Origin of the sequence: Streptomyces sp. CRCS-T-1 (assembly GCF_024442335.1) — a bacterium.
GTDB classification, from domain to species: domain Bacteria; phylum Actinomycetota; class Actinomycetes; order Streptomycetales; family Streptomycetaceae; genus Streptomyces; species Streptomyces koelreuteriae.
Window position 1 is genome coordinate 5,815,408 of sequence record NZ_CP101651.1, and the last position, 13,301, is coordinate 5,828,708.

Annotated in this window: 11 protein-coding genes and 3 tRNA genes; 6 read left to right on the plus strand and 8 right to left on the minus strand. The window is 72.0% G+C overall.

Annotated features, from left to right (window positions below):
• Positions 1–45: 45 nt before the first annotated feature.
• Positions 46–351: a YtxH domain-containing protein gene (locus NNW99_RS26330; RefSeq protein WP_189725003.1), complete on the minus strand. Its 306-nt coding sequence runs from the start codon at positions 349–351 to the stop codon at positions 46–48.
• Positions 352–511: 160 nt separating this feature from the next.
• Between NNW99_RS26330 and NNW99_RS26335 the strand changes: the two genes are divergently transcribed.
• The 3 genes from NNW99_RS26335 (at position 512) to NNW99_RS26345 (ending at position 929) form a co-directional block, all read left to right on the plus strand.
• A tRNA-Asn gene (locus NNW99_RS26335) sits at positions 512–584 on the plus strand.
• 5 nt (positions 585–589) lie between these two features.
• Positions 590–662: transfer RNA gene (locus NNW99_RS26340), tRNA-Asn, on the plus strand.
• 190 nt (positions 663–852) lie between these two features.
• Positions 853–929, plus strand: a tRNA-Ile gene (locus NNW99_RS26345).
• Positions 930–1,054: 125 nt separating this feature from the next.
• Here NNW99_RS26345 and NNW99_RS26350 read toward each other — a convergent pair.
• From NNW99_RS26350 to NNW99_RS26360, 3 genes are all read right to left on the minus strand, one after another.
• Entirely contained in the window at positions 1,055–2,011 is a 957-nt protein-coding gene (locus NNW99_RS26350; protein ID WP_215121598.1) for an ankyrin repeat domain-containing protein, read from the minus strand.
• Positions 2,012–2,117: 106 nt separating this feature from the next.
• Positions 2,118–3,077, minus strand: coding sequence for a Clp protease N-terminal domain-containing protein (locus NNW99_RS26355; protein WP_215121600.1), 960 nt, complete (start codon positions 3,075–3,077; stop codon positions 2,118–2,120).
• Positions 3,078–3,113: 36 nt separating this feature from the next.
• On the minus strand, positions 3,114–3,662 hold the full coding sequence (locus tag NNW99_RS26360; protein WP_215124464.1) for a hypothetical protein: 549 nt from the start codon (positions 3,660–3,662) through the stop codon (positions 3,114–3,116).
• 265 nt (positions 3,663–3,927) lie between these two features.
• Between NNW99_RS26360 and NNW99_RS26365 the strand changes: the two genes are divergently transcribed.
• Positions 3,928–5,763: a sensor histidine kinase gene (locus NNW99_RS26365; protein WP_215124465.1), complete on the plus strand. Its 1,836-nt coding sequence runs from the start codon at positions 3,928–3,930 to the stop codon at positions 5,761–5,763.
• 165 nt (positions 5,764–5,928) lie between these two features.
• Complete coding sequence (locus NNW99_RS26370; protein WP_215121601.1) at positions 5,929–6,591, plus strand: response regulator transcription factor; 663 nt, start codon at positions 5,929–5,931, stop codon at positions 6,589–6,591.
• Between the two features lie 24 nt (positions 6,592–6,615).
• Here the strand turns inward: NNW99_RS26370 and NNW99_RS26375 are convergent, their stop codons facing one another.
• From NNW99_RS26375 to NNW99_RS26385, 3 genes are all read right to left on the minus strand, one after another.
• Positions 6,616–7,875: an aromatic acid exporter family protein gene (locus NNW99_RS26375; protein ID WP_215121602.1), complete on the minus strand. Its 1,260-nt coding sequence runs from the start codon at positions 7,873–7,875 to the stop codon at positions 6,616–6,618.
• Positions 7,876–8,065: 190 nt separating this feature from the next.
• Complete coding sequence (locus tag NNW99_RS26380; protein ID WP_215121603.1) at positions 8,066–9,109, minus strand: zinc-dependent alcohol dehydrogenase family protein; 1,044 nt, start codon at positions 9,107–9,109, stop codon at positions 8,066–8,068.
• Positions 9,110–9,148: 39 nt separating this feature from the next.
• Positions 9,149–10,423 carry an MFS transporter gene (locus NNW99_RS26385; protein WP_215121605.1) on the minus strand — a complete coding sequence of 425 codons (1,275 nt, stop codon included), beginning with the start codon at positions 10,421–10,423 and terminating at the stop codon, positions 9,149–9,151.
• Between the two features lie 134 nt (positions 10,424–10,557).
• Here NNW99_RS26385 and NNW99_RS26390 point away from each other — a divergent pair, with 134 nt between their 5' ends.
• On the plus strand, positions 10,558–11,445 hold the full coding sequence (locus tag NNW99_RS26390) for a helix-turn-helix transcriptional regulator (protein WP_215121606.1): 888 nt from the start codon (positions 10,558–10,560) through the stop codon (positions 11,443–11,445).
• A 21-nt stretch (positions 11,446–11,466) separates the two neighbouring features.
• Here the strand turns inward: NNW99_RS26390 and uppS are convergent, their stop codons facing one another.
• The gene (gene uppS, locus NNW99_RS26395; RefSeq protein WP_215121607.1) at positions 11,467–13,212 is read right to left on the minus strand and encodes a polyprenyl diphosphate synthase; all 1,746 of its coding nucleotides are present in this window, start codon (positions 13,210–13,212) and stop codon (positions 11,467–11,469) included.
• Between the last annotated feature and the right edge of the window lie 89 nt (positions 13,213–13,301).

The following is a 13,301-nucleotide window of genomic DNA, read 5'->3' on the forward strand; positions in this document are numbered from 1 at the left end:
CCCCTCAGGGGCGCGGGTGCGTGCTCGGGGTCTGAAAAGGAACTGTTACGTGTTGCTTGTGCCCCAGTCGTCTTCGCCGCCGTTGTGGGTGGCGCGGTCGCGGAGGTGGCGGACGCGGTCGGCGACGGACTCGGGGACGCGGTCCCCGACCTTGTCGCTCACCACGTGGTACGCCTTGCCCGCGAACTCTCGGCCCTGGTGGGCCGCCGACTCGGCGGTGTTGCGGACGGCGGGGTTCTGCGCGAACTGCTGGGCCGTCTTCTTCAGCTGCTCGTAGCGCTCGCGTCCGGCCCTCGTGCCCAGCACGTAACCCAGGACGACTCCCGCGACGAACGTGAGCCGGTAACGCATGGCGACCACCCTTCCCTTGCGTAGGTCTCCGGTGCGGAGTCGACGCCCCGCGGGGTACCGATTGGCGGAGCACCCCCCTGCTTGCGCTAATGTATGTGTCGCAGCGAGCGAGCGCCCCCTGGCGGATACCCAGGTAGGTACGTTCGATGCAACGAGGCATTCCTCGGTAGCTCAATTGGCAGAGCAGCCGGCTGTTAACCGGCAGGTTACTGGTTCGAGTCCAGTCCGGGGAGCTCGGTCCTCCGTAGCTCAATTGGCAGAGCAGCCGGCTGTTAACCGGCAGGTTACTGGTTCGAGTCCAGTCGGGGGAGCAAGGTGAACGAGGACCCCACTCAGGGGTCCTTTTTCATGCCGGTTTCGATCTCCTGGGAACCGCTCGGAGCCCGTCGCGGTCCTCATGGTCACGAAGGCCGTGCGAAGCCGACCATCCGAAGCAGGAGATCGTATGAGCGGCTATGCTGCGGCAGACGGCGCGCACACATGTACGCGACACGCCGCTATGGGGCGGTAGCTCAGCCGGTTAGAGCAGCGGACTCATAATCCGTCGGCCGTGGGTTCGAGTCCCACCCGCCCCACCAGGCACCATTGGTGCAGGAACGATCTGACCTGCGGATAGGTCAGGGCCCCGAGAGTAACCGTGGCGGTGTTCGCCATACGGGAGCCACACCGTAGCCTCGTACGATTTTTCTCGGGGCCGCCTTCGTCAGTGTCTCCAGTAACCGCGGCGTGGCAGTTCGACCCACGCGTCGGGGGGTCCGCACACGGCGCGCCTGTCGGGCAGGCGCAGTCCCGCGAAGGCGCAGGAGTAGGCCACGGCGTTGTGCTGGTAGAGGTAGGAGGCCAACACTTCCTCGGAGGAGTCGTTTTCGTACGGTCCTCCGCCCGGGTGCAGGTCCGAGCCCTCGACGATTCCCTGACGGACGATGCTGCCCTGGTTGCCGCTCTTGGGGTTGGCGTACAGGCCGTAGCAGACCGTGCCGGCGGACAACCGGGTCAGTACGCCCGGCATTTCCGGCGCGTAGCCCCAGGGCTGTGTCACGACGCAGCCGCCCGGCACGGATGTCACGCCGATGATCTGCAGGCTCGCGTCCATGTCGTAGGCGTACGGGTCTTCCAGCAGCTCGTCGATGACCTCGTCCGCCACCGGCGTCGCTCCCAGACGGCGCACCGCCTCGGCCGCGTCGATTCCGGCCACGCAGGCCAGCCCCGTACCGTCGTAGTGGAATTCGCCCAGCGCTGTGGTGAGCCGCCGGCCCTCCTGCGCTGCCGCGCGCTCCGTGTCGGTCAGGCGTACCCCTTCCGGTATCGGGAACAGGTCCGGCGTCGGGCCGGCCAGGCTCAGCCGCCCCGGTGACCAGCCGCCGATCGACGGCCGCCAAGGATCCGCCCCGGCCGCGGCGAGGGCTCGTGCGTTCTCCGGCTTCCTGGACATCACGGCCTCCCACAGTGCCGTCACCCCTTCCTCCAGGGCGTCCACATCCGCGGCGTGACCCGCCAACTCCGCGACGACCTCGGCGGATCCGAACACCGCCGCACGATGCAGCGGCCGGCCGCCGCGCCATTCGTCCGGGTCGGCACCTCCGTCGAGACGCCGGCGAATGTCCTCGACATCCGTCCAGCCCGAACCCTTGCCGGGCCAACCACCCCAACGTTCTGCCACCGATCCCCCTCCAACACGTCGCGTGCCATGCGCGCTCCACACTCGCACGCGGGTCTGACATTGGGAGCGGCCAGCCCGAGCAGCAGCGTGCCGGAGCTGACGGAGATCAGGACGTCAGCGCTTCGATCAGTTGTCGGGCGCGTGTGTCTTCTCGCAGGAGGGTTTCGATCAGGGGGCCCGTGGTCTCTTCGAGGTATTTCCGCGTGGGGTGGGGGTCGGGTGTCAGGTGGATGGGGGACTTGGTCAGGGCGGTGTGGACCGAGGTGTAGTTGATGCCCAGGCGGGTCAGGTGGTCGCCGTCCGCGTCGGGGGTGCTGTTCTTTGACAGGTGGGGGTAGTGGAGTGCGACCTCGTGGGTGGCCAGGATCGCGAGGAGGACGTGCTCGGTGCCGACTGGGCCGTTGTCGAGGCGGTGGGCTTGGGCGTGGGTTTCCATGGAGACCCACCAGGCCGGATTCGAGGCCCAGTTCATTCCGGCGAATTTGAGGATCCAGCGTTGCCAGAAGGGCAGGTGGCGGTAGTGGCTGCGGCCGAGCAGGATGTCGCGGGTGGGGTGCAGGAGGGGGCTGAGGTCGTCCTGAACGCCTGTGGGTTCGCCGTCGAGTCGTGCGCGTACGGCCTGTGGTGAGACGCGGCACGCGGTCAGCAGTTCGACCGCGCGGTTGTTCTCCTCCAGCAACGCCCGCAGCAGGTGGACGGCGGTGAACTTCGCCGCGCCCTCCCGTTGGGCCTGATTCATCGCTGTCGTCAGGGACCTGGCCGCGGCGCCCGTGAGGCGGTTACGGTCGCCGTCCTCCCCTAGTACGTCCTGTGCGGCGACACTTGCCTCGGCGTCGTCGGTGCCGGTCCACGCGTCGTCACGGTCCATGGTGTCCCGCAGCACCGCCAGCAGAGCGGTCCTGGTCGCTCCTTCGTCGTCGAGCGCCGTGCGCGCCGGGCCCCTGGCCGTGGTGATGCCGGCGAGCAGGTGCTCGGTACCCATCGGTCCCTCGGTGGAGCCCCGGGCGCCGCGGGCGGCTCCCAGGATTCCGATGGTGTTCCAGTCGGGTTCCTTGATCGCTTCCATGTGGCCGTTCCCTTCGGATCCCTTCGGATCTCGTCCTCAGCGTGACTGCAGGGCGTCCAGTGCCACGGCCTGGGCGATGGCGAGGCGGCGGTCGAGGGTGGGGGCCGCGATGTCGAGCACGTATCGGTCGCGCAGCCCGAATTTCTTGTCGAACGCCATCAACCGTTTGCCGCCCTCGGTGAAATCGAAGTGGTACGGCCATATGAACGGCACGAAATCGGTGACCGGAATGAACTCCCAGACGCGGCGCAGTACGGCCACCAACAGATTGCGCTCGCGCCCGGCGAGTTCCATCGTGCCCGGCTGCTCCAGGACCCACGTCGAGCGCAGCAAGGAGGCGACAGACTTCTTGCGGAACGAGCCGATGGGGTTTCCCTCTTCGTCCCGCACGGTGTAGACGGCACCGATGTCGAGGACCTGGTCGGCCTCGAAGGTGCACAGGACGCGGTCCTTGGACTCGTCGGTGTAGAGGGTCACCTGTTCCTTGAGCGCCATCCGCTTCTGCTGTGCGAAGGCGACGACCTCGCCGTCGGAGCCGGCCGAGCCGTCGGGGCGGGCCGCCGTCACCACGTACTGGTTGGCCATGAGGGTCGTCTTCTGGCGAACGCCGAACCGATCGTGCGTCTGCAGCTGTGCGTTGTCCACGTGACGGCTCCCGCCTCTTCATCCTTGGTGCGGGCCCCCGTTGTGTGAACTGCCCGCCTGAGCCATCGTCACCGCTACGGGCCGCTCGAAGCAGTCCCCGGAAGTCGCGTCCGGCGCACCCGTCGTTGTCGACTTTCGTCGTTCGCCTCCACGACGCAGGGATGATGCCGCGCTTCCGGGCGCTGACTATCGTCGGCCCGTGGAACTGGACGAAGCACACACCGCCCGCGCCGTACGGCCGCTCCGTGCCCGGCTTGCCGCCGCATCCCCCTGGAGCCGCGGAAGGATCGCCGGGGAGATCGTGCTCACCGCCGCCCTCGCCGGGTGCGCGGTGTTGTCCGAAGCGACGAGCGCCGGTCTCGGTCTGCGAACCTTCGCTGTCGTGGCGGGCGTTGCCGTGCTGTCGCTGGCCCGGCGCGCGCTGCCGTCGACGGTGCTGGTCGTCTCCGCCGGCGCGGCAGCGGTACTGCTGTCGGCGGTGCCGCTGATGGTCTATGTGAGCTGGTCGGCGGGGAGCCGCATCGTCAGACCCGGGCGGGTGGTCGCCGCGTTCGCCGCCGCGCTCGTCCTCCATACCGCGCTGTCCGTCCATGAGGAGAGCAGTCACTCCGGACTGTCGCTGCCCGTCATCACCGCCGCGCTGAGCGCGGCGGCGTTCCTCACGCTGGGGATCGTGCCGGGGCTGGTGTCCCGCTACCGGGCGCAACGCCGCTCACTGCTGGACGCGCTGCGGCGGAACAACGCCCAGCTCGTGCGGGAGCAGGCGATGGTGGCACGGCAGGCGCGTCTGCTGGAGCGCGGCCGCATCGCCCAGGACATGCACGACAGCCTCGGTCACCAACTCGCCCTGATCTCCGTGCACGCGGGCGCCCTGCAGGTCGATCCGGATCTGACCGACCGCCAGCGGGAAGGAGTACGGATCCTGCGCGACGCCTCCGTGGCCGCGATGGGGGAGCTGCGCGAGGCCGTCGGCATCCTCCACGAGGACCGGGAGGAGCCGGAGGACTCCCAGGCCCGGCAGGACCGGCAGGACCGGAACGCGGTCGAGGATCGCACCGAGCCTGCCGGGAAGGGTGCCGGGGACTCGTCTGCCTCGGGCGGCGGGCGGCCGCTCACTCGGGCGGTGGCCTCCATCGACGGCCTGGTCGCGACGTCCCGGGCCGCGGGCGCGACCGTGGAACTGCGGCGGTCCGGCGCCGCCCGGCCCCTGGCGCCCGCCGCCGACCACGCGGCGTACCGCATAGCCCAGGAGGGACTGACCAACGCCCACAAGCACGCCCCGGGCGCTCCGATCACGCTCGCCCTGCGCTACGAGCCGGACAGCCTGGTGGTGGAGGTCGCCAACGGGCCCGCGTCGGCCGGGGCGCCGGACGCGCCCGCGGTGGTCAGCGGCGGTCAGGGACTGGCGGGCCTGCGGGAGCGGGCCCGGCTCATCGGCGGCATGGTGCACACCGGCCCCACCTCGGACGGCGGCTTCCGCATCGCCGGGATGCTTCCCTACGGCACCGGGCACGGCGAGACCGGGCCCCGCCGCGGCGAACTCGCGGCCCGCCCGGGCGTCGCGACCATCGTCGGCCCGGACGACGACTTTGGGGGACAGCCGGGCGCATGGCCGGCGGGCAACAGTGGAGCGGTCATCGACCGTTCCGACCAGCACGGGGAGTTCGCCGCCATCATGAGCAGCAAGAGAAACGTGGCCATCGGCTGCGCCGTCACCGCCGTAGTCCTCGTCGTCAGCGTGATCGGCCTCGGCATCTGGGGGGTGAGCGCGCTGATGGACGAGGTGGAGAAGTCCACGATCCCGGTGAGCGTGTACGAGTCGGCGAAGACCGGCGATCCCGAGGCCGAGGTGCAGGCCGAACTGCCCGACGGGGACTCGATCCTGACGGCGGATCTGGGGGACGGGGGCCCGCGGACACCCAAGGGCGCGACCTGCCGCCACTTCGCGTCCGACGACCCCGACGACCTCTCGACCGTCTTCCGGTTCTGCTTCCGTGACGGAAAGCTGGTGGCGAAGCAGACCTTCAAGGACGAGAGCTGATCCGCGGGGCTGATCCGCGGGGCTGATCCGCGTGGCTGATCCGCTGGGCCGGGACGTGAACCGGCCCGCGCCGTAGGGCCGTCCGCGCGATACACCCGGTCGGATCAAGGCATGATGGCGAGGCCATGCCATCCGCTTTCCGACCGACACCGCGCAGGAGGCCGTGTGATCCGGGTCCTCGTCGCCGACGACGAGCCGCTCATCCGGGCCGGCATCAGGATGATCCTCGACTCGGCCGACGACATCGACGTGGTCGCCGAGGCCGGTGACGGCCGGGAGGCGGTGCGCAACGCCCGTGAGACCGCCGTCGACGTGGCCCTGCTGGACATCCAGATGCCCGTGATGGACGGGCTGACGGCCCTGGCCGAGCTGGGCCGGGCCGCGCCGCGGGTACGGGTGCTGATCCTCACCACGTTCGGCGAGCGTGACAACGTACTGCGTGCGCTCGGCCACGGCGGCGCGGGCTTCCTGCTCAAGGACTCCGCGCCCGACGAGCTGATCCACGCGGTGCGGGCGGCGGCGGCCGGGAACGCCTATCTCTCGCCCGCGGCCACCCGGCACGTGGCGGACGCCCTCGCCTCCCCGACGGCCACCGCCCGCGCGGAGGAGGCCACGCGCCGCCTCGACGGACTGACCGCACGGGAGCGCGATGTCCTCGCCCTGCTCGGCGAGGGCCTGTCCAACGCGGACACGGGCCGGCGGCTGCACATGAGCGAAGCCACCGTGAAGACCTACGTCAGCCGCATCCTGACCAAGCTCGACTGCGACAACCGCGTGCAGGCGGCGCTCCTCGCCCGCGACGCCGGACTGCACACGGGCGGGGTGTGACCGACCCGGCCGGCGCCGCCGGTCTCACCGGGCCCGGCCGTGCTCGCTTCCCGCCGCGGCGGTCGTGGTGGTGGCGTGGGCTTCGTCGACGCCCCGCTTGAGGACGTCGCACGTGTGCTGGAACTCGTCCGTCAGCCGGGACGCCTCGGCCATGAGGATGCCGTACGGCTGCGCGGGGTCGCTGAGCGGGAGGGAGCCGGCGCGGGCCTCCTCCTCCAGCCGGTCGCGGCACCGCTGAGCCTCGGCGGCGGCCTCGCACAGCTCGTCGGCCTGGTCGCGCAGCCGGTCTTCGTCGACCTGGCTGAGCAACTCGGCGATCCGGGCGAGGGAGGCCAGGAAGTCGCCGTAGGAGCGGGCGAAGTCGACGTGGCCGGGGCTGGAGTCGGCGTCGGTGCGCCACCGGTCGAGGCTGCGGGTCATGGAGGCCACCTGGTGGGAGACGCGTTCCAGGGCGTCGACGACGGCCTGGTAGCCGTCGAAGGAGGTGCGGTGGCGATGACGGCGCCGTAGGCGCACGGGGTTGTAGAGGGTGCTCTCCCAGGCGGTGTGGACCGAGGACTGGGCCTGCTGCACGATCGGTGCCAGATCGGAGGCGCGCCGGCGCCAGTGCCGGGTGCGTTCCTCCTCCAGCTTCCCCTCGCGCAGCGCCGGGTACATGTCGCCGACCAGGTCGCACAGCGAGTGGGCGAGGGTGTGGATGCCGTACTCGGCGCTGCGGTAGCGCAGGGGAGGCAGCACCAGCGTGTTCACCACGACGCCGACGCCGCAGCCGATGAGCACCAGCACGATGATCTGCCCGAGCTGGGACCAGCGCTGGGAGTCGCTGGTGGCCGCGACGTAGGTGGAGAAGGAGAAGAACGCCGCGGTGGCGACCTGGGAGCCCTGCGAGCCCAGCGGCCGCCACCGTCCGATCGCCAGGGCCGCCAGGGTCACCAGCATGAACGTGAGCAGGTGGGGGCCTGCCACCAGGCCCAGCACTCCCTGCAGTCCCACGCCCACGGTGACCGCGCCGACGTAGCGCAGGGCCTGCACGAGCGACCGGTAGACGGTGACCTGCATGATCAGCACCGCGGAGAACGGTGCGAACGCCGGTGACTGCGCGGCCATCACATCGCGCGCGATCACCCAGGCGACGGTGGCCGCGAGGGTGCACTTGCCGATGAGGGCCAGGGTGTGCCGCTCGTGCCCGTCCGAACCCGCCCGGAGGAACCATCGCCGCACCCGGGCCGGCCAGTCCTGGGATGCCGCCTGTACACGCTGCGCTCCCGCAGCGGCTTCGCCCATCGTCTCTCCCGCTCCCGCTCCCGTTCCCGCGTCCGTTCGGCCACGGCTGCCGGGCCACGGGGTACCCCGTGCGGGCCGGCGCAGACCCGGCGAGGGGCCACGCCCGTCCCGCGCCGGGTGGCCGGTGGCCTGCGGAAAGCCCCCGGCCGCGGCGTGCTCCGGGGCGGCCGGGGGCTCTACGGGCGTCGGGTCAGTTCTCGACGAGGACCTTGAGGCTCTTGCGGTCGGCCATGTCCCGGTAGCCGCCCGGGACGCCGTCGAGGTCGGTGGTGGCGTCGAAGACCTTCCCGGGCTCGATGGTGCCGTCGAGGATGTCGGGCATCAGCTCCTCGATGTAGGCGCGGACCGGTGCGGGGCCGCCTGCCAGGCGGATGTTGTGCCGGAAGAGGCTGCCGAAACCGACCGGTGCCTCCTCGTACTGCGGAACGCCGACGCGGCTGATCACACCGCCCGGGCGGACGACGCCGAGGGCCTGCTCGTAGGCGGGCATGTTGCCGACGCACTCGAGGACCACGTGCGTGCCGTGTCCGCCGGTCAGCTCGCGGACCGCCGCCACGCCCTCCTCGCCGCGGGCGGAGACGACATCGGTGGCGCCGAACTCGCGGCCGAGGTCGGTGCGCGCCCGGTGACGTCCCATGAGGATGATCTGCTCGGCGCCGAGGCGCTTGGCGGACAGGGCCGCGAGCAGGCCGACCGCGCCGTCGCCGATCACGGTGACACGGGTGCGCTGATCGACACCGCCCGCGACGGCGGCGTGGTGGCCGGTGCCGAGGACGTCCGAGAGCGTCAGCAGGGACGGGATCAGGGCGGAGTCCGGGGCGACGGGGAGCTTGACGAGGGTGCCGTCGGCGAGCGGGACGCGGACCGCTTCGGCCTGGCCGCCCTCGTCCGCCTCGCCGTCCCAGAAGTTGGCCTGGGCGTGGGCGCAGGACGTGTGCAGGCCCGCGCGGCAGAACGCGCAGGTGTTGTCGGAGATGGCGAACGGGGCGACGACGAGATCGCCGCGCTTGACGGTGGTCACCTCCGAGCCGGTGTCCTCGACGACGCCGATGAACTCGTGGCCCATCCGCGCGGGACCGTCCTCGGGCTTCATCGAGCCGTACGGCCACAGGTCGCTGCCGCAGACGCAGGACGCGGTGATACGGACCAGGGCGTCGGTGGGGTGCTGGATGACGGAGTCGGGGACGTTCTCGACGCGGATGTCGCCGGCGCCGTACAGGAGGGTCGCGCGCATGAGGTGCTCCAGTGTTGTCGTGCTGGTCGGACGAGCGGGTCAGGCCTGGTCGGCGTGGACGGAGGCCGCACTCCGGGAGGCGGCGCCGGTGCGGCGGTGCCGCCGCAGGGCGAGGGTGAGGGTGGGGATCAGGGTGAGGGCGGCGACGGCGGTGCCGACGACGGCGGGGCCCGTGGATCCGAGGCCGGAGTCGAGGGTGAGTCCGGCGGTCCAGGAGCCGGCGGCGGTGCCGAGGTTGAACGCCGAGACGGTCAGGGCGGAGGCCAGGGTGGGTGCCCGGCCCGCGTAGCGGACGGCCAGGGCCATCAGGACCGGGTTGGCGCCGAGGCCGAAGAATCCCAGCAGGCCGATCAGGACGACCGTGACCGGGGCGGAGCCGGCCAGCAGGACGATCGCCATCAGCAGGAGGGCGGCGCCCGCGGCGGCGACGACGGTCACCGTGTGGGGGCGGCGGTCGCCCAGACGGCCACCGATGATCGAGCCCGCGAGGGCTCCGACGCCGAAGCCGACGAGGACCAGCGGCACCAGCCCGGCGGCGAGACCGGTCCGGTCGGTCAGCAGGGGCGCGATGTAGGAGTACGCGGCCAGGACACCGCCGGTCGTGGTCGCGCAGGCGGCCAGGACCAGCCACAGGCGGCCGGAGCGCAGGGCGGTCAGCTCGGAGCGGATCGAGCCCGTGTACCGGTCCGGGCCGTCGTCGGGGACGGTGCGGGCGATCAGCGCGATGGCCGCGGCGGAGGCGGCGGCCAGGGCCCAGAAGGGTCCCCGCCAGCCCATGAGCTGCCCGGCGAACGCGCCCAGCGGTACGCCGACGACGTTGGCGAGCATCGCTCCGGCCCCGACGACCCCGAGGGCGCGGGAGCGGGCGGCCGGGCCCGCGGCGTGCGCGGCGGCCACGTTGGCCACGGCCCAGAACGCGCCGGTGGCGATCGCGGTCAGGAACCGTGCCGCCAGCAGCAGGCTGAAGCTGGAGCCGAGCGCCACGACGACGTGCCCGGCGGCGAAGACGCCCAGGGCGAGCATCAGGGTCAGCCGCTTGGGCAGCCGCAGCGTCAGCATCGCCATCAGCGGGGCGCCGACGATCATCCCGACGGCGAAGACGGTGATCAGCAGCCCGGTCCGGGCCACGCCGACCCGCAGATCGCCCGCGATCTCGGGCAGCAGGCCGGCCACGACGAACTCGGTGGTGCCCATCAGGAACGTGCCGAGCGCGAGCACGTGGACGACGAGCGGCAGCCGGGCGGACGAAGGCTCGGGGTTGTCGGCCCGTACGGTCTCGGCGGGGGCGTGGAGGGTCGCTCCTCGCGTACTCATGCATCAACTCCGTGGGGTGCTGTCCGGTGTGCGGAACCCACGAAACCGGCCCTGCGGCGGGTGGAGAAGGTTGCGTTTATGGGGGGTACAAGCTCAACCTCCCTCCGCACCCCGCGGTGGCTACCGTGGAACGCATGGCCGACCACAGCAGTGACCACCGCACGGAGATCCGGGACTTTCTCGCCAGCCGCCGCGCCAAGATCACGCCGGAGCGGGCCGGGCTGCCGACCAGTGCCCGGCGCCGGGTGCCGGGGCTCAGGCGCGAGGAGGTCGCCGTGCTCGCCGGGGTGAGCACCGAGTGGTACACCCGCCTGGAGAAGGGCCACATCAGCGGCGTCTCCGAGGACGTGCTCGCCGCGGTCGCCCAGGCCCTGCAGTTGGACGACGACGAACGCACCTATCTGTTCGACCTGGCACGCGCCGCCCGGCCCGCCCGGCGCACGCCGTCCCGCCGCAGGGACGTCGAGGTCCCGCCCCGCATCCAGTGGCTGCTGGACTCCGTCGCCCTGTCCGCCGCCTTCGTACGCAACGGCCGCCTGGACGTCGTCGCCACCAACCCGCTGGCCAGGGCCCTGCACGCGCCGATGTTCGCCAGCCCCACCGCCGACTCGCGGGGCCGCGCCAACTTCGCCCGCTACCACTTCCTCGACCCGGGCTCACAGGACTTCTTCGTCGACTGGGCCTCCGGCGCCGCCATGACCGTGGCGCTGTTGCGTGCCGAGGCCGGGCGCGAACCGCATGACCGGGCCCTGCGCGAACTCATCGGTGAACTGTCCACGGCCAGCGCCGACTTCCGCACCATGTGGGCCGCGCACGACGTCCGCATCCGCCACGAGGGCACCAAACGGCTCCAGCACCCCGAGGTCGGCCTCCTGGACCTGACCTTCCACTCCCTGGACCTGCCCGTCTCCCCCCGAGCCGTGCACGACCTGAGCCTCTACACCGCCGAACCGGGCACGACCTCCGAAGACCGCCTCAAACTCCTCGCCAGCCTGGCGGCTACTCCCGCGCGGTCGACCTGAGCCTCGTGGAGGCTCACGCGTCTATTCCAGTGGACCCGTGGTGGCCGGAGTCGTGCCGTGGCGGCGTTGGCGGTGGGTGTAGGTGGTGAGGGCGTGCCAGAGGTCGCGGCGGTCGGTGTCGGGCCAGAGGGCGGGGGTGAAGTGGAGTTCGGCGTAGGCGGTGTGCCAGGGCAGGAAGTTGGAGACGCGGTGTTCGCCGCCCGTGCGCCAGAGCAGGTCGACGTCCGGCAGGTCGGGGCGGGGGAGGTGCCGGGCGAAGTCGTCCTCGGTGATCAGGTCGGGATCCAGGTGGCCGGCCCGGGTGCGGCGGGCCAGGGCGGCGGCCGTTCGGGTGAGTTCGTCCCGGCCTCCGTAGTCGATGCACATCGTCAGGGTCAGGCCCGTGCGGGAGCGGGTGGTGCGCTCCCGGAGGTGGAGGAGGTCGACCAGGTCGGGCGGCAGGCGGCCGGGGCGGCCGTGCCAGGTCAGGCGGACGTCGAGGTCGCGGAAGGGGTCGTCGGTCAGTTCACCGCGCAGGAGGTCGAGGATCGCGTCGACCTCTTCGGTGTCGCGGTGCCAGTTCTCGGTGGAGAAGGTGTAGAGCGTCAGGTGCCGTAGGCCGATGTCCAGGGCGCCGTGGACCACTTCGCGGACGGCGGTGGCGCCGGCGCGGTGACCCTCGTGGCGGGGGAGGCCCCGCTGCTGGGCCCAGCGGCCGTTGCCGTCCATGATCACGGCGACGTGGGCGGGCAGATGGACGGGCGGGATCTCCGGAGGGCGTTCGCCGGTCGGGTGGGGTGGTGGGGAGCGGAACGCCGTGGTGGGGGCCGGGCGGGTGAGGGCGGGGCGTCTGCCGTGGGCGGGCTGGTGTGCGGGCGGCACCGTCAGGGGGGTCAGGCTCCAGGCCAGGGCCGCGCGGGCCCGGGCGGGGGCGAGGATCCGGGCGCGGGTGAGGGGCGCGGGCCGGGGCGGGGCCTGGAGTACGCCCGGTCCGGCGGCGTCGATGGCGTCGAGCTGGGCGCGCAGCAGGGCCGCCATCGTGTGCAGGACGGTGGCGGGGCCGGGGTGCATGCCGCGGCTGAGGCTCTCCTGGGTCACCCACCGGCGCGCCAGCCCGGTCAGCTCCGTGACCAGGGCGGACACGGCGGGGCTCCAGCGGCGGTGCGCCAAGTCGGCGGCGGATCCGGGGTGGTTGTCGAGGGCCTCGCCGGGCAGCAGGAGGTCGCCCTGGGCGAGGTCGGCGGACAGGTCGGTGAGGATGTCCGTGAGCCGGACGCCGTCGAGGAACTCCTCGTAGGTCTCCCGGGTGTCCAGCCGGAGCGCCACGGGCACCCCGGCCCGGTCGAAGAGCGTGCGGACCTGGCCGAACCAGGGCAGCAGGTTGTCCCGGCCCCAGGTGCGCCACTCGGTCCAGTCGGTGAAGTGCCTGCCCTCGGTGTCCTCCTGGACCTGGACCATGGCGGCTTGCAGTTCCGACAGGTCCAGGCGCCAGCGGCCCGCGGTGTCCACGAGGGCGTGGCGGACGGGGTCCTGGCTGGTGCCGGTGGGCAGTTCGCGGTGCAGGGCGCTGATCCACTCCTCGACCCGGACGGCCCGGTCGGCCGCCGGTGCGGTGCGGTCGTCGCCCAGGTCGTCCAGCGCGTTGGCCGCCGCCCACAGGGCGTGCAGCGCCGGGCGCAGCGGGGCGGGCACCAGCTGGATCAGGGCGTACTCCGCGGGGTCCTCCCGCCTGGTCCGGACCCGGCACAGCCGGTAGGCCGCCCGCAGCGCCGGGTCGTCGCCGATCACCGTCCGAGCGGCGGTCGTGCGTCGGTCTGCCGGGTCTGGGGTCGCGGGAGGCACATCGCTCACAACGAGAGCGGTACGTCCAGGTATTG